This is a genomic window from Streptomyces sp. NPDC007945, assembly GCF_042958885.1.
Classification (GTDB): Bacteria; Actinomycetota; Actinomycetes; order Streptomycetales; family Streptomycetaceae; genus Streptomyces.
Genome location: NZ_JBIBJV010000002.1, coordinates 830,836 through 846,226, shown reverse-complemented (window position 1 = coordinate 846,226; position 15,391 = coordinate 830,836). Strand labels below are relative to the sequence as shown.

16 protein-coding genes are annotated in these 15,391 nt (G+C 72.4%); 6 read left to right on the top strand and 10 right to left on the bottom strand.

Annotation, left to right across the window (positions count from 1 at the left end):
* Positions 1-8: 8 nt before the first annotated feature.
* Positions 9-1,352, top strand: a complete 1,344-nt coding sequence (locus ACFZCF_RS09170; protein WP_391285622.1) for a metallophosphoesterase — start codon at positions 9-11, stop codon at positions 1,350-1,352.
* Between the two features lie 195 nt (positions 1,353-1,547).
* The gene (locus ACFZCF_RS09165; RefSeq protein WP_388437406.1) at positions 1,548-3,101 is read left to right on the top strand and encodes an ABC transporter substrate-binding protein; all 1,554 of its coding nucleotides are present in this window, start codon (positions 1,548-1,550) and stop codon (positions 3,099-3,101) included.
* Between the two features lie 31 nt (positions 3,102-3,132).
* Here the strand turns inward: ACFZCF_RS09165 and ACFZCF_RS09160 are convergent, their stop codons facing one another.
* From ACFZCF_RS09160 to ACFZCF_RS09150, 3 genes are read right to left on the bottom strand one after another with little or no spacing between them, the layout of a single operon-like run.
* On the bottom strand, positions 3,133-3,909 hold the full coding sequence (locus tag ACFZCF_RS09160) for a TetR/AcrR family transcriptional regulator (RefSeq protein ID WP_388437403.1): 777 nt from the start codon (positions 3,907-3,909) through the stop codon (positions 3,133-3,135).
* A 10-nt stretch (positions 3,910-3,919) separates the two neighbouring features.
* Entirely contained in the window at positions 3,920-4,396 is a 477-nt protein-coding gene (locus ACFZCF_RS09155; protein ID WP_391285619.1) for a DCC1-like thiol-disulfide oxidoreductase family protein, read from the bottom strand.
* 13 nt (positions 4,397-4,409) lie between these two features.
* Positions 4,410-4,844: a hypothetical protein gene (locus ACFZCF_RS09150; protein ID WP_391285617.1), complete on the bottom strand. Its 435-nt coding sequence runs from the start codon at positions 4,842-4,844 to the stop codon at positions 4,410-4,412.
* A 124-nt stretch (positions 4,845-4,968) separates the two neighbouring features.
* Between ACFZCF_RS09150 and ACFZCF_RS09145 the strand changes: the two genes are divergently transcribed.
* Positions 4,969-5,757: an alpha/beta fold hydrolase gene (locus ACFZCF_RS09145; protein ID WP_391285615.1), complete on the top strand. Its 789-nt coding sequence runs from the start codon at positions 4,969-4,971 to the stop codon at positions 5,755-5,757.
* A gap of 94 nt (positions 5,758-5,851) precedes the next feature.
* On the opposite strand, the gene ACFZCF_RS09140 is transcribed toward ACFZCF_RS09145, so the two are convergent.
* Complete coding sequence (locus tag ACFZCF_RS09140) at positions 5,852-7,066, bottom strand: MFS transporter (RefSeq protein ID WP_391285613.1); 1,215 nt, start codon at positions 7,064-7,066, stop codon at positions 5,852-5,854.
* 86 nt (positions 7,067-7,152) lie between these two features.
* Between ACFZCF_RS09140 and ACFZCF_RS09135 the strand changes: the two genes are divergently transcribed.
* Positions 7,153-7,692, top strand: a complete 540-nt coding sequence (locus tag ACFZCF_RS09135) for a MarR family winged helix-turn-helix transcriptional regulator (protein ID WP_388437386.1) — start codon at positions 7,153-7,155, stop codon at positions 7,690-7,692.
* Positions 7,693-7,798: 106 nt separating this feature from the next.
* Here ACFZCF_RS09135 and ACFZCF_RS09130 read toward each other — a convergent pair whose 3' ends face one another.
* The 5 genes from ACFZCF_RS09130 to ACFZCF_RS09110 form a co-directional block, all read right to left on the bottom strand.
* Entirely contained in the window at positions 7,799-8,557 is a 759-nt protein-coding gene (locus ACFZCF_RS09130; RefSeq protein ID WP_382799620.1) for a succinate dehydrogenase iron-sulfur subunit, read from the bottom strand.
* Complete coding sequence (gene sdhA / locus ACFZCF_RS09125) at positions 8,557-10,311, bottom strand: succinate dehydrogenase flavoprotein subunit (protein WP_391285610.1); 1,755 nt, start codon at positions 10,309-10,311, stop codon at positions 8,557-8,559. The genes ACFZCF_RS09130 and sdhA overlap by 1 nt, the downstream gene beginning before the upstream one ends.
* Positions 10,312-10,336: 25 nt before the next feature.
* Entirely contained in the window at positions 10,337-10,810 is a 474-nt protein-coding gene (locus ACFZCF_RS09120) for a succinate dehydrogenase hydrophobic membrane anchor subunit (RefSeq protein ID WP_388437378.1), read from the bottom strand.
* Between the two features lie 8 nt (positions 10,811-10,818).
* The gene (sdhC, locus tag ACFZCF_RS09115) at positions 10,819-11,199 is read right to left on the bottom strand and encodes a succinate dehydrogenase, cytochrome b556 subunit (RefSeq protein WP_078623754.1); all 381 of its coding nucleotides are present in this window, start codon (positions 11,197-11,199) and stop codon (positions 10,819-10,821) included.
* Positions 11,200-11,392: 193 nt separating this feature from the next.
* A complete protein-coding gene (locus ACFZCF_RS09110) occupies positions 11,393-12,007 on the bottom strand; it encodes a 2-oxo-4-hydroxy-4-carboxy-5-ureidoimidazoline decarboxylase (protein WP_391285607.1) in 615 nt (204 codons plus the stop codon).
* Between the two features lie 160 nt (positions 12,008-12,167).
* Here ACFZCF_RS09110 and ACFZCF_RS09105 point away from each other — a divergent pair, with 160 nt between their 5' ends.
* Together ACFZCF_RS09105 and ACFZCF_RS09100 are read left to right on the top strand one after the other, a co-directional pair.
* Entirely contained in the window at positions 12,168-13,796 is a 1,629-nt protein-coding gene (locus ACFZCF_RS09105; RefSeq protein WP_391285605.1) for a family 20 glycosylhydrolase, read from the top strand.
* Between the two features lie 230 nt (positions 13,797-14,026).
* Positions 14,027-14,557 (top strand): hypothetical protein, encoded by a 531-nt coding sequence (locus ACFZCF_RS09100; RefSeq protein ID WP_388437370.1) that lies wholly within the window; start codon positions 14,027-14,029, stop codon positions 14,555-14,557.
* A 3-nt stretch (positions 14,558-14,560) separates the two neighbouring features.
* On the opposite strand, the gene ACFZCF_RS09095 is transcribed toward ACFZCF_RS09100, so the two are convergent.
* Complete coding sequence (locus ACFZCF_RS09095; protein ID WP_388437367.1) at positions 14,561-15,301, bottom strand: Clp protease N-terminal domain-containing protein; 741 nt, start codon at positions 15,299-15,301, stop codon at positions 14,561-14,563.
* Between the last annotated feature and the right edge of the window lie 90 nt (positions 15,302-15,391).

Here is a 15,391-nt window from a genome sequence, read left to right as displayed (position 1 = left end):
TTCCGGGCGTGATCGCCTTCTTCCTGGTCGTGGTTCTCGGGCTGCTCGCCCTCGTGCACTGGTACGTGTGGCGCCGGATGGTCCGGGACGTGACCGCGCCCGGCGGGCTCGCGCGGCGGATCGGCACGGGGGCGGTGATCGCGCTGCCCGTGCTGTCGGTCGCGGCGCTCGTCTCGGGGCGGGCGGGGGTGCCGTTCGCGGTGCAGCAGGCAGTGGCCTGGCCCGGTTTCCTGTGGCTCGCGACGCTGCTGTACCTGGTGCTCGCGCTCGTGGTGGGGGAGGCCGTGCGGCCGCTCCTGACGCGGTGGCTCGCGCGGCGGGCGGCGGGCGCCGGGGCCGCGGTCCCGGCGGCGGCCGAGAGCCCGGCCCGGACCGGGGCGGCCGCGCCCGTACCGGCGCCCGCGCCCGTTCCCGTACCGGAGAGGCTGCCGGAGCCCGCACCCGCACCCGCCCCCGAGCCCGCCCCCGAGCCCGCACCCACCCCCGCACCCGCCCCCGAGCCGCAGTCCGCCCCCGTCGGGGGCGTGTCGCGGCGGCTCTTCGTCTCGCGGGTGGTCGGCGGGGCCGCCGCCGCCGTCGCCGCGGGGACCGTGGCGAACGGGGCGTACGGGGTGCTGCGCGGGCCCCGGGTCAAGCGGGTGACCGTGCCGCTGGCGAAGCTGCCGCGGGCCGCGCACGGGTACCGGATCGCGGTCGTCTCCGACATCCACCTCGGGCCGACCCTCGGCCGGGCGCACGCGCAGCGGATCGTCGACGCGATCAACGCCACGCAGCCCGATCTGATCGCCGTCGTCGGCGACCTCGTCGACGGCACCGTGGAGAACCTCGGGCCGGCCGCCGAGCCGCTCGCCGGGCTGCGCGCCCGGCACGGCTCCTTCTTCGTCACCGGCAACCACGAGTACTTCTCCGGCGCCGACGCCTGGGTCGACCACGTCCGCGAGCTCGGCATGCGGCCGCTGCGCAACGAGCGCCTGGAGATCGCCGCGGGCTTCGACCTCGCGGGCGTCGACGACGTGGCCGGCGAGTCCGAGGGGCAGGGCCCCGACTTCGTCCGGGCGCTCGGGGACCGCGACCGCTCGCGCGCGGCCGTCCTCCTCGCCCACCAGCCGGTCGTCATCGACGACGCCGTCGCGCACGGCGTCGACCTCCAGCTCTCCGGTCACACCCACGGCGGCCAGCTCTGGCCCGGCAACCTCCTGGCGGGGCTCGCCAACCCGACCGTGGCCGGTTTGGAGCGGTACGGCGACACCCAGCTGTACGTCTCCCGGGGGGCGGGCGCCTGGGGGCCTCCGGTCCGGGTCGGTGCGCCGTCCGACATCACCCTCGTCCAACTCGCCTCGAAACAGGCGTAATCGGCGATTGTCACTCCGTGCTCCGGGGTCGATACGTGCTGCTCATCGACTTAAATTCGCATTTCCCGGACATATGCATGTCGTGTGAAGATTTCCTCTTCCCCCTGTGAAAGCCGTGTGATTGGGTGGCGCAAACGCGACGATTCGGGGGCCGTCGCTCTTTGGGGCGTTTGCACGAAAAAAGGAAGCACGGCAATGCGGTCGACGGTCCGTCTCCGGATCCTCATCACTTGTGGAGTACTGGTGGCCGCGGGGGTGGGGGGCTGGCAACTCCTGCCCTCCGACGAGGGGCGCACCGACCCCATCCCCGTGGGTACGACCGACGAGGTCACCTCGCTGGACCCGGCCGGAGCGTACGACGCCGGCTCCTGGGCGCTCTACGGCAACGTCTACCAGTCGCTGCTGACCTTCAAGCCGGGCTTCACCACCCCGACCCCGGACGCCGCCGAGAGCTGCAGGTTCGTGGGCGACAAGCTGACCACGTACCAGTGCACGCTCCGCGACGACCTCAGCTTCTCCAGCGGGCGCAAGGTGACCGCCGAGGACGTCAAGTACTCCTTCGACCGGATGCTGAAGATCAAGGCGGAGGTCGGTCCCGCCCCGCTCTTCCCCACCCTGAAGAGCGTGGTGGCCGACGGCCGCACCGTCACCTTCCGCCTCGGGGCCCGTGACGCCACCTTCCCGCTGAAGCTGGCCACCGGCGCCGGGTCGATCGTCGACCGCGACCGCTACGAGGCCGACACCCTGCGCCAGGACCACGCCGTCGACGGCACCGGCCCGTACCTCCTCAAGGAGTACAAGCCCGGCCGGAGCGCCCTGTTGGAGCCCAACCCGAAGTACCGGGGCGCGCTGGCGGCGACGGGCCGCCCGGTCCTCGTGAAGTACTTCAAGCAGTCCGAGGACCTGGCGGAGGCGTGGAGGTCCGGCGACGTCCAGGTGACGCACCGCCAGCTCCCGCCGTCCTTCGTGGAGGGCCTCGACACCCACGGCGGCACCCGGCTCACCCAGGCGGAGAGTGCCGAGATCCGCAACATCAACTTCAACACCCGGCCCGGCTCGGTGATGGCGGAGAAGGCGGTGCGCCAGGCGGTCGCGGCCGTCCTCGACCGCCCGGCCATCACCACCGGCACCTACAAGGGCACGGTCGAGCCGCTGTACTCCCTGATCCCGCAGGGCTTCGTCGGCCACAGCACGGCCTTCTACGACCGCTACCCGGCGCCGGACCAGGCGAAGGCGGCGAAGCTCCTGGCGGACGCCGGGGTGGCGACGCCGGTCCGTTTCACCTTCGGCTACCGCCAGGACGCCGCGTACGAGGCGGAGACCGCCGAGATCAAGAAGCAGCTGGAGAAGACCGGCCTCTTCGAGGTGAAGGTGGTGGAGGCCGACTGGCAGGCGTTCCAGAAGGGCTACACCAGTGGCGCCTACGACGCCTACACCGTCGGCTGGCTCCCCGACTTCCCCGACTCGGACAGCTTCACCGCCCCGCTCGTCGGCACCGGGAACGCCCTCTCCAGCGGCTACTCCAGCAGGACCGTCGACCGGCTGATCGCCGAGACCCAGCAGTACGGCGACCGGGCCCGCGCCACCCGCGACTTCAAGACGATCCAGGACGTGGTCGCCCAGGACGTGCCGCTGGTCCCGCTCTGGCAGAAGAACGACTACGTCCTCGCCACCGAGGCCGTCGGCGGTTCGCAGAACCTCTCCGACGGCACCGGCATCTGGCGGCTGTGGGAGCTCTTCTGGATCTGAGCCGTGCTCCCGGCGTCGGTCGGGGCCGCGCTCAGTCCTTCTTCGGGGCGGTCCTGCGGGGCCGTCCCGACGCTGCCATCCCGGCCGCCGTCGGCATGAAGTCGGCGAGCAGTTCGTGGGTCTCCTTGACCAGCGGGCGCAGGATCCGGAAGCGGGAGAGCGAGATCGCCCGCGCGGTCACCGGGGCCAGGCGCTCCACCAGGCGACGGCTGTTGGCGGCGCCCTCGGAGCGGTCGTAGACCCAGAAGAGGACGAGCCCCATCTGCTGGAGCCACAGCAGCTGGGGCAGGGCCTCGGACAGTTCGGGGTCGACCTTGACCGAGGCGCCGGAGATGACCCTGCGGTGCACCTCGATCGCCGCCTCGCGCGGTCCCTCCGACTCGGGGGAGAAGGGCGAGAGCGGGCTGTCCGGGTCGGCGGCGTTCTTGAAGAACTGCGCCGCGAACTCGTGGTACGGCTCCGCGATGTCGAGCCAGGCGAGCAGCACGCCCCTGATGCGGGCGACGAGTTCCTTCTCGCCGCCCTCCAGGACCGGCTTGACGGCCGCCTGGTGTTCCTCGGCGATCCGGTCGTAGAAGCCCTGGACCAGGTGCTCCTTGGACGCGAAGTAGTAGTAGGCGTTCCCGACCGAGACCCCTGCCTCCTGGGCGATGGCCCGCATGGTGGTCTTGTCGTAGCCCCGCTCCCGGAAGAGCCGCAGCGCGGTCTCCAGGATGAGCGTCCGGGTCTGCTCGCTCTTCGGGGCCTTCGCGGCCTTCGGGGTGTCCGGGGCCTGCGCGGTGTCCGGGGCCTTCTTCTCTTCCGTCACGTGGTCGAGCCTAACCGGGCGGACCGGGCGCCTCGCAGTGCCCGTCGGAGCAGTCACCGCCCCCGCCGCCGGGGCCCTTGAGCGCCTCCCGCCACCTGGAGGCGGCGAGGACGGCGGCGCGGGCCAGGGGCTGTCCGGCGGGGGTGGCGAGCCAGTGGGCGCGGGGCCGGTGGTCGGCCAGGGCCCAGAGGCAGACGATCCAGGCGGCCGAGGCGGTGTAGACCTGGCCCCGGTCCCCGATCACGGTGATCTCCCGCAGGGTGGCGGCGTGGTCGAGGTCGGGGAAGAGGTCCCGGGCCCGCTGCGAGCCGGCGGGGACGAGGTCCAGCGGCACGAGCTGCCGCTGGCGCAGCAGCCAGTGCCTGAGGTGGACGCAGAGCGGGCACTCGGCGTCGTACAGGACGGTGAGGCGGCGGACGGGGGTGCCCCGGCGGGTTTCCCCGGAGGCCTCCGGGGGGTCTTCCCGGCGGGCGGTGGTGGTGGTCATGGCCGGGCCCGGTTCAGGCCTGCGGGGCGGGCGGGGCCCAGGGGCCGGGCTTGGGGCCGCCGGTCCAGCCCTGCGGGGCGACCGGCGGGACCTGCTCGCGCTCCATGGCGCCGCGCCGGCGGATCCGGTTGAGGACGTAGACGTTGCCGAGGTGCATCACGCCGAGGACGAGCAGGACGACGCCGAGCTTGACGGACAGGGCCTCGAAGAGCTCCCGGGCGTCGGCGACGGTCTGGTCCTGGCGCAGGTAGAGGGCGACGAAGCCGAAGTTGACGAGGTAGAAGCCGACCACCAGGAGGTGGTTGACGGCGTCCGCGAGCTTCTCGTTCCCGTGCAGCACGTCGGCGAGGAAGATCCTTCCGTTGCGGCTGAGGGTGCGGGCGACCCAGATGGTGAGGGCCACGCTGATCAGCAGGTAGGCGATGTACGCGACGACAGTGAGGTCCATGCCCCACGCTCCCTTGAACGCGTTCAAATGCTGGCAGGCATGACTGTAGACCTCCTCTTGAACGTGTTCAAGTCGCGGGAGAAAGTCATGGCCGGGGGAGTCAGGAGCGTCTACAGTCACGCGGGTGACGCTCTCTCATGACACGGCCGGCACCGGCCCCCAGACCGTCGTCCTGCTGCACTCCGGGGTCTGCGACCGCCGGATGTGGGACGGCCAGTTCCAGGCCCTCGCCGACGCCGGGCACCGGGTCGTCCGCTGCGACCTCCGCGGCTTCGGCGAGACCCCCGTCGACGCGCCCCACGTCCACGCGGACGACGTCCGCGACCTCCTCGACGCCCTCGGCGTCGACCGGGCCGTCCTCGTCGGCTCCTCCTTCGGCGGCGAGGTCGCCCTCGACGTCGCCGTCCGCCACCCCGGCCGCACGGCCGCGCTCGCCCTGCTCTGCGCCGCCGCCCCGGTCGAGCACGAGCCGGGCCCCGAGCTCCGTGCCTTCTTCACGCGCGAGGGAGCCCTCCTGGAGGCCGGTGACGTGGACGCCGCGACCGCCCTCAACGTCGACCTGTGGTGCGGCCCCGACGCCGGCCCGGAGGCCCGCGCCCTCGTCCACGCCATGCAGCGCCGGGCCTTCGAGCTCCAGCTCCCCGTCCCCGAGGAGCACGAGGCCCAACCCTCCGGCGTCACCGAGGACGACCTCCGGGGGGTCACCGTGCCCGCCCTCGTCGTCACCGGCGCCCACGACGTCCCCGACTTCCGCGCGATCGGCGACCGGCTCGCGGAGCTCCTCCCCGACGCCCGCCCCGTCGAGCTCGCCTGGGCCGGCCACCTCCCCGCCCTGGAGCGCCCCGAGGAGACCCTGGCCCTGCTGACCGGCTTCCTGGCCGGAGTAGGCACCCCCGCCGCGGCCGCGGGGTGACCGCCGGCCCGGCCTGCTCGGTGTCGGTGGCCCGCGAGGACGCCGTCGGGACGGTCACCCGCTCCTCGCCCCGTTCCCGCCGTCCCCGACCTCCTCAGCGCACCCCCCGCACCCCCGGGACGAGCGCCGTCGCCAGGCAGCAGCCGCCGACCAGGACCGCCGCCACGGCCAGCGGGACGCCCGGGCCCCACGCGTCGGCGGCGAGCGGCGCGAGCGCGTACCCGACCGGCATCGCGGCGAAGGAGAGGAGCGAGTCGTACGAGACCACCCGGGCCAGCACCTGCTCGGGGATCGTCCGCTGGACGACCGTGTCCCAGACGGGGCCGAGGAAGCCGAGGCCCGCCTGTGCGAGCCCGTACGCGCCGATGACGGCCCAGGCGGGCGCCCCGGCGGCGAGCAGCAGCAGCGGCAGGGCGTAGCTCGCCAGGGCCAGGTTGGCGGCGAGGACGGGCCGCGCGGGGCTGAGCCGGTCGGCGAGCAGGGAGCCGGCGAGCAGCCCCACCGCGCCGACCTGGAGCAGCAGCACCCAGGCGCCCGCCCCGCCGAGCCGGTCGAGGGCGATCGCGGGGCCGAGGGTCATGAGGACGGCGGCGGCGCCGTTCCAGGCGCTGTGCGCGACGAGGCTGGTCCAGTACCAGTCGCGGGACCTGACCTCCCGCCAGCCTTGGCGTAGATCGGTCAGGAAGGGCCGGTGGGGGACCGGCACCCGGTCGATCCGCAGGACGGCGAGGAGCGCGGCGCCGACCGCGAAGGAGGCGGCGTCGAGGACGAAGGCCCAGCCGGGTCCGACGGTGAGGACGAGCGCGCCGGCGAGCGCGGGCCCGCCGACGCGGGTCGCGCTGGACGCGATCCCCATGGCGGCGTTGGCCCGGTGCAGTGCGGCCTCGGCCACCGTCCCGCGCACCAGCGGGGAGGAGGTCGGCATGGCGAAGGCGCCGGCCGCCCCGCCGACGGCCGAGGCGGTCGCGATCAGCCACAGGGTGGGGCTGCCGCCGAGGAGCTGGAGGCCGACGAGGAGCTGGGCGGCGCACCGGACGAGGTCCATGGCGAGCGCGATGGAGCGGGCGTCGAAGCGGTCGGCGAGCACCCCGCCGACGGGCAGCAGGAGCAGCTTGGGGACCATCGCGCAGGTGAGGACCAGGGCGAGCGCGCCGGTGGAGCCGGTGGCCTCCAGGACGGCGAGGGCGAGCGCGGCGGGGATCACGGCGTCGCCGGTGAGGGAGAGGACCCGTCCGGTGAAGAGCAGTCGGAAGGGGCGGGTGCGCAGCGGGTGGAGGACGGGAGGCGGGGCGGTGACGGGAGCGGCCATGGGCGCAGGATATTTCGGTGTCGAATAATTCGGCAACGAAATATCTCTACGGGAGGCGGCCGGGCCCCCGCACGTACGATCGCCCCATGAACCAGCCGGACCCCGCAGCGCCCCAGGCACAGGACTGGACCGACGGCCACGTCGCCCGCTGGCAGCCCGTCCTGCCCGAGCTCGACCCCGTCGTCGAAGGCGCGGTCACCCGGATGAAGAAGCTCTCCGTCCACCTCCGCCGGGTCCGCGAGCAGTCCCTCCTCGACTTCGACCTCGAACGCCACGAGTTCGACACCCTGCACAAGCTGGCCGGCCGCGGCGGCTCCGCCGCCCCCTCCGAGCTGGCCCAGGACCTCGACCTGGCCCCCGCCTCGGTCACCGGCCGGCTCGACGCCCTGGAGAAGCGCGGTCTGGTCCGCCGCACCCCTTCCACCACCGACCGCCGCCGGGTCGTCGTCGAGCTCACGGAGGAGGGCCGGACCGTCTGGGTCGGCGCCATGGACGTCCTCGGCCACGAGGAGGAGCGCCTCCTGGGCGTCCTCGACCCCGCCGAGCGCGCCACCCTGAACGACCTCCTGCGCCGCGTCATGCTCGCCGCCGAGGCCGACCCGGACCTCCCCCACTGGCCGCGCTGAACCCGCTGCCGGTGTGCCCGGTCCGCCCCTCGGCGCCGGGCCTCCGGACGCGGGAAGGCCCCGCCTCCCAGGGGGAGACGGGGCCTTCCGCGGCACTGCGACGGGATCAGAAGCGACGCGTGATGAGCGCGCGCTTCACCTCCTGGATCGCCTTCGTGATCTCGATGCCACGCGGGCAGGCGTCCGTGCAGTTGAACGTGGTGCGGCAGCGCCACACGCCGTCCTTGTCGTTCAGGATCTCCAGGCGCTGCTCGCCGCCCTCGTCGCGCGAGTCGAAGATGAAGCGGTGCGCGTTGACGATCGCGGCCGGACCGAAGTACTGGCCGTCGTTCCAGAAGACCGGGCAGGACGACGTGCACGCGGCGCACAGGATGCACTTGGTGGTGTCGTCGAAGCGCTCGCGGTCCTCGGGGGACTGCCGGCGCTCGCGGGTCGGCTCGTTCCCCTTGGTGATGAGGAAGGGCATGACGTCGCGGTACGCCTGGAAGAAGGGCTCCATGTCGACCACGAGGTCCTTCAGCACCGTGAGGCCCTTGATGGGCTCGACGGTGATCGGCTTCTCGGGGTTGAGGTCCTTGATCAGCGTCTTGCAGGCGAGCCTGTTCTTGCCGTTGATCCGCATGGCGTCGGAACCGCAGATGCCGTGCGCGCAGGAGCGACGGAAGGTCAGCGTGCCGTCGAGGTCCCACTTGATCTTGTGGAGACCGTCGAGCACGCGCTCCTTCGGGTCGATCTCGACCTGGAAGTCCTCCCAGACCACCGCGTCCGAGATCTCGGGGTTGAAGCGGCGGATCCGGAAGGTGACCGTGATGTACGGGGAGGCGGCGGACTCCGCCTCGACCTTGTCCAGAACGGGGGTGGCCATCAGTACTTACGCTCCATCGGCTGGTAGCGGGTCGTCACGACCGGCTTGTAGTCGAGACGCACGGTCTCGGAGCCGTCCTCGCCGACCTCGCGGTACGCCATCGTGTGGCGCATGAAGTTGACGTCGTCGCGGTTCGGGTAGTCCTCGCGGTAGTGACCGCCGCGGGACTCCTTGCGCGCCAGGGCCGAGACGGCCATGACCTCGGCCAGTTCGAGCAGGTTGCCCAGCTCGATGGCCTCCAGGAGGTCGGTGTTGAAGCGCTTGCCCTTGTCCTGGATGGACACGTTCTTGTAGCGCTCGCGCAGCTCGGCGATCTTCTCGACGGCCGTCTTGATGGTCTGCTCCGTGCGGAACACCATCACGTTGGCGTCCATCGTCTCCTGGAGCTCGCGGCGCAGGTCGGCGACCCGCTCGCTGCCCGTGGAGTTGCGCAGGTTCTCGATCTGCGCGACGACCAGGGACTCCGGGTTCTCCGGCAGCTCGACGTAGTCGTGCGTGTGGGAGTACTCGGCGGCGGCGATGCCCGCGCGGCGCCCGAAGACGTTGATGTCGAGCAGCGAGTTGGTGCCGAGGCGGTTGGCGCCGTGCACCGACACGCAGGCGACCTCGCCGGCCGCGTACAGGCCCGGCACGACGGTGGTGTTGTCCGCCAGGACCTCACCCTCGACGTTGGTCGGGATGCCGCCCATGGCGTAGTGCGCGGTGGGCTGGATCGGGATCGGGTCCGTGTACGGCTCGATGCCGAGGTACGTACGGGCGAACTCGGTGATGTCCGGGAGCTTGGCGTCGAGCTGCTCCGGCGGGAGGTGCGTCAGGTCCAGGTAGACGTGGTCGCCCTCGGGACCGCAGCCGCGGCCCTCGCGGATCTCCGTGTAGATGGAGCGGGAGACGACGTCACGGGACGCGAGGTCCTTCATGACCGGCGCGTACTTCTCCATGAAGCGCTCGCCGTCCTTGTTGCGGAGGATGCCGCCCTCACCGCGGGCGCCCTCCGTGAGCAGGATGCCCATGCGCCAGATGCCCGTCGGGTGGAACTGGAAGAACTCCATGTCCTCCAGGGGCAGGCCGCGGCGGTAGCAGGCGGCCTGGCCGTCACCGGTCAGGGTGTGGGCGTTCGACGTCACCTTGAAGAACTTGCCGGTGCCGCCGGAGGCGTAGATGACCGCCTTCGCCTGGAAGACGTGGATCTCGCCGGTGGCCAGCTCGTACGCGACGACGCCCGCCGACTTCTTGACGCCGTCCTCCTCCACGATGAGCTGATCGAGGACGTAGAACTCGTTGAAGAACTCCACACCCTCCTTGATGCAGTTCTGGTAGAGGGTCTGGAGGATCATGTGGCCGGTGCGGTCGCCCGAGTAGCAGGACCGGCGGACCGGGGCCTCGCCGTGGTTGCGGGAGTGACCGCCGAAACGGCGCTGGTCGATCTGGCCCTCGGGCGTGCGGCCGAACGGCAGGCCCATCTTCTCCAGGTCGAGGACGGCGTCGATGGCCTCCTTCGCCAGGATCTCGGCGGCGTCCTGGTCGACCAGGTAGTCACCGCCCTTGACCGTGTCGAAGGTGTGCCACTCCCAGTTGTCCTCCTCCACGTTGGCCAGCGCGGCGGCCATGCCGCCCTGCGCGGCGCCCGTGTGGGAGCGGGTGGGGTAGAGCTTCGTCAGCACGGCGGTGCGGCTGCGCTTCGTCGCCTCGATGGCGGCGCGCATGCCGGCGCCGCCGGCGCCGACGATGACGGTGTCGTACTTGTGGATCTTCATGACGTGGATTACCTCAGCCCCGTGGCTAGCGGATGTTCGGGTCGAAGGTGAAGATCACCAGCGTGCCCAGAAGGATGGTGAACACCGTGGCGGTGTACAGCAGGCCCTTGAGCCACAGGCGCGTGTTGGCGCGCTCCGCGTAGTCGTTGATGACCGTGCGGAGGCCGTTGGCGCCGTGCAGCATGGCCAGCCACAGCATCAGCAGGTCCCAGACCTGCCAGAACGGGGACGCCCAGCGGCCGGCCACGAAGGCGAAGCCGATCTTGGAGACGCCGCCGTCCAGGAAGAGCTGGATCAGCAGGTGGCCGAGGACGAGGACCACGAGGACCACGCCCGAGAGGCGCATGAAGAGCCACGCGGCCATCTCGAAGTTGCCGCGGGTCGCGCGCGGGGTCTTGCCCGTGCGCTTGCGGGGGGCCTCGATGTACGGGGCCGGGTTGTCCACGTCGAAGGACGTGTCCTTGACGGGACCGATCGAGGAGGTGGTGTCAGCGGACATGAGGCGCGTCAGCTCCCGAACAGTTCACGTGCGGCGTGCCCGAGGATCGGGTACAGCGAGAAGGCCATCAGCACGACCCAGATGCCCACGACGGTCCAGAGCATCTGCTTCTGGTAGCGGGGGCCCTTGGACCAGAAGTCCACGGCGATGACCCGGAGGCCGTTCAGCGCGTGGAAGAGGATGGCGGCGACCAGGCCGTACTCCAGAAGAGCGACGATCGGCGTCTTGTAGGTCGCGACGACCTCGTCGTACGCCTCGGGCGAGACGCGGACGAGAGCGGTGTCCAGCACGTGTACGAACAGGAAGAAGAAGATGAGGACGCCGGTGACTCGATGAGCCACCCAGGACCACATTCCTTCCCGGCCGCGGTACAGCGTTCCAGCCGGCACGGAAAAACCCTCCGGGAGCGGGGATCGGGGCCCGGCCGGCTTCTCTGTCGGTCTGGCCCGGCCGGGTACGGTCCACCGGCCCCGGTCATCGTAGCGACGACTTGTCGGTTCGTTCGCGCGGGGTCCTTCAGTGTGATCAAACAGGCACGGACGGGCTATCGTCCGAGGCCGTTTCGGGCGATTCCGGGGAGAATCACGGGTTCCGCCAGGCCGGGGTGAGCTCCCGGGCGAGCGCGAAGGCGAGCCGGGAGCGGGCCAGCCGGCGCAGTTCGTCGGCCGCGACGACCCGCTCCTCCTCCGGTTCGTTGCCGAGACGTGACCGGATTCCGGCCAGGACCACGTCAAGTCGCTCGCCCGGCCGCACCCCGTCCAGGCTGATGACGAACGCATGGCCGAAGCGGCTCTCGTACGCGGCGTGGGCGGCGCGCAGCGCGGTCCGGGCGGCCGGCGGCGCGTCCGGGTGGGGCAGCGCGGAGGACTCGGCGGCCAGCGCCTCGTCGAGGTCGGCGCCCGTCAGGTCGTACCCGGCCTCCTCGGCGGCGGCCAGCAGGGCGTCCACCGTGGGGTACGGCCGGTGGGCGGCGATCCGCTCGGCCCAGCGGCGGCTGTGGCAGCAGGAGAGCAGCCGTTCCACGGCCTCGGCCGGGGCGGCGGCGTTCAGCGACAGCAGGCCGTGCGGGGCGCCGGAGGACTTCTGGGCGGGTATGGCAGGGGCGTCCGCCGGACCCGGCTTGCGGCAGGGGGCATGGGTGTCGCTGGTCAGCGTGGGCTCCGGGACGGCGGGACGAATGGGGTGGGCGTGACACAACGTTATCGACGGGACGGGGGAAGTGTCCGACGAGTGCGCGAATTTCACCCGGAAGGGAGAGTTTAGGAACGTGTGATGGACGTGAAGATTCCGTTCCTGCCGGTGGGGAAGCGCGCCCCGCGATTGGCCGGGTCGGCCCGGGTGGGGGAGGATGCGTGGGATGCGGCACTCCCCAAGGGGCCCCCTGCGCGGCCCGGCTCTCCTGGCGGCCGCGGTGGCCCTGACCACCGTGGCGGCCTGCTCGGGCGGCTCCCCCTCCGGCGCGGACGCCCCGTCACCCTCCGGTACGGCCCCGGCGGCGACCACCTCGGCCGCCAAGCCCACCGCCGCGCCGACCCCGAGCCCCACGCCCACCCGGACCTACCCGCTCTCCCGGACCCCCCGCACCGTCCCCGCCGTCCGCTCCCACGAGCCGGCCCGCGGGCCCGGCTGGAAGCCCGCCGCGCGGGCCGGGGTCGTCCTCGGCGCCGGCAGCGCGGGCCTCGCCGACGAGGGCCGGCTGCTCGCCCAGGAACTGGGGCTGCGCTACCGCGGCGAGGCCGCGGCGGGACCGGGCGACGTCGAGCTGGCGCTCGGCGGCGAGGGCGCCGCCGAGTCGTACACGCTCACCGTGAAGGACGGCCGGGTCCGGATCACCGGGCCCGACGAGGCCGGCGTCTTCTACGGCACCCGCACCCTCAAGCAGTCGGTGAAGGGCAGCGGCGCGATGCCCGAGGGCACGGTCGCGGACCGCCCGGCGAAACCGCAGCGCGGGCTCAACGTCGACATCGCCCGCAAGCACTTCACCGCCGCCTGGCTGGAGGACCGGATCCGGGAGATGGGCGACCTCAAGCTCAACCAGCTCGGGCTGCACTTCTCCGACGACCAGGGCTTCCGGATCGAGTCCGACTCGCACCCCGAGGTCGTGTCGAAGCAGCACCTCACCAAGGCGGAGGTCCGCCGGATCCTCGCCCTCGCCGCGAGCCGGCACGTCACCGTCGTCCCCGAGATCGACTCGCCCGGGCACCTCGGCGCGGTCATCGCCGCCCACCCGGACCTCCAGCTGGTCAGCGTCAGCGGCCGCACCCCGCGCGGCGCCGTCGACATCTCCGACCCGGACGCGGCCAGGATCGTCGACGACCTGCTGCGCGAGTACACCGCGCTCTTCCCCGGCGCCTACTGGCACCTCGGCGCCGACGAATACGTGGCGCTGATGGCGAAGAACCCCGAGGCGACCTACCCGGGGCTCGCCCGCGCGGCCCGGGAGGCGTACGGCCCCTCCGGCCGCGTCCAGGACCTGGCGACCGACTGGCTCAACGACCGCGCCGCCACCGTCCGGCCCACCGGCAAGACCCTCAAGGCCTGGAACGACGGCTTCTTCGCCGGCGGCGTGGTGAGCGCGGCGAAGGACATCGAGGTCGAGTACTGGACGGGCAAGGAGTACGGCGCCCGGCCGCCGCTCGCGTACCTCCAGGCGGGCCGCAGGCTGGTCAACCTCAACGACGAGTACCTCTACTACGTGCTCGGCGAGCCCAACGCCTTCACGTACCCGACCGGCCGCCGCATCTACGAGCAGTGGACCCCGCTGGTCGTCCGCGGCACCACGCCCGTCCCGGCCCGCTACGACGCGCAGATCCGGGGCGCCCGGTTCGCCGTCTGGTGCGACCTGTCCGGCGCCCAGACCCAGGACCAGGTGGCCGCCGGCATCCGCCTCCCGCTCGCGGCCCTCTCCCAGAAGGTGTGGGACCCCCGCACACCCACGCGCCCCTGGTCCGAATTCCGCGCCCTGGCGACGAAGGTACGCGGCTGAGCTGCGGCCACTCCCTGGACGGAACGCCTCCGCCTGGCATACGTTCCGGCGGCTTCGGACACGTCTCCACCCGCACCGCCGGCGTCCTCGCGATTCTGTTCGTACGCCGTCTGACCTCTATGCAGCACACCAAGGCCACTGGCATGCTTTCGGCCGCCAAGTGACGAGAAAGCGCCCTTCGGCGCAGAAGTGGACGTAGAGAGTCCGCATCGGGTGGCGAGGAGGCGTCCATGACGTCGAGTACGGGCCGGAGTCTGGTGGAGCTGATCGACGGGACCGACGGGCGCGGCCTCGCCGCCGCCGGGCTCGCCTGTCTGGACCGGTGCCTGCCGCTGCTCGCGCCCGACCGGGCCGAGGTGCTGCGGCCGGTGTGGGCGGCGGTCGCGCGCGCGGACGGCGCCGCCTGGGCCGAGGCCGTCGGCAAGGCGCGGGTCGGGCTGGACGGCGCGGGCGGCGGGGCCGCCGACGAGGGCGGGGTCGTCACCCTGGTGCGCGCGATGGCCGACGGGATGCCCGACGCGTGGGCCGAGGCGCCCCTGCGTACCTGGGCCGAGCGGTGCTCGGCCGTGGCGCTCGCCGTGCACCGCCTGTACGACGTGGGCGAGGACGGCCCGCTGCAGGCCGGTGAGCTCCGCCGGCAGCTGGCCGTGCTCGACGCGGTCGCCCACGGCCCGACGGGACTGCGCCGGGCGCGTGAGCTCTCCGTCGAGGGCGGCCGGGTGCTGCGCGCGGTGGTCTCCCGCCGGGCCCGTACCGCCTGAGGCTCAGCCCTCGGTGGGCACCTCGACCGTCGCGGAGGCGATGAGTTCGGAGATCTGCCGCTCGGCCGTGGTCTTCTCCAGGCCGAGGCCGCTCAGCACGCCCGCCCCGTCCTCGTGCTCCAGGAGCGCGAGGAGGATGTGCTCGGTGCCGACGTAGTTGTGCCCGAGCCGCAGCGCCTCGCGGAAGGTCAGTTCGAGCACCTTCTTCGCCGCCGCGTCGTACGGGAGGAGCGACGGCACCTCCTCGACGGCGGGCGGCAGCGTGGGCGTGACCGCCTCGCGCAGCTGCTCGGGGGTGACGCCCTGCGAGGTGATCCACAGGACGGCGAGCCCCTCGGGCTCGGCGAGCAGGCCGAGGGCGAGGTGGCCGGGCACGGTCTCCGCGTTCCGCGCGGCGATCGCCTCGTTCTGCGCGGCGACGACGACCGAGCGGGCGCGCGGGGTGAAGCGGGCGAACCCGGCGTTCGGGTCCATCTTCTCGGTGTCGGGGTCCTTGGGGACGAAGCGCTTCTGGGCGGCCTGGCGGGTGACGCCCATGCTGCGGCCGATGTCGGTCCAGGAGGCGCCGGAGCGGCGGGCCTGGTCGACGAAGTGGCCGATGAGGTGGTCGGCGACCTCGCCGAGGTAGTCCGCCGCGATGACCGCTCCGGAGAGCTGGTCCAGCGTGTCGGGGTGGACCTTCTTGATCGCTTCGATGAGTTCGTCGAGACGGATGCTGATCTGAGGAACCACGGGCTGCGTCATGAGGCAACCTTAGGTTGACAGTGCCTGCACTGTCAACGAGTGGTTGACACTCTGGGGGGAGACTTCTTTCGGGTGGTGTGTCCTATGGCG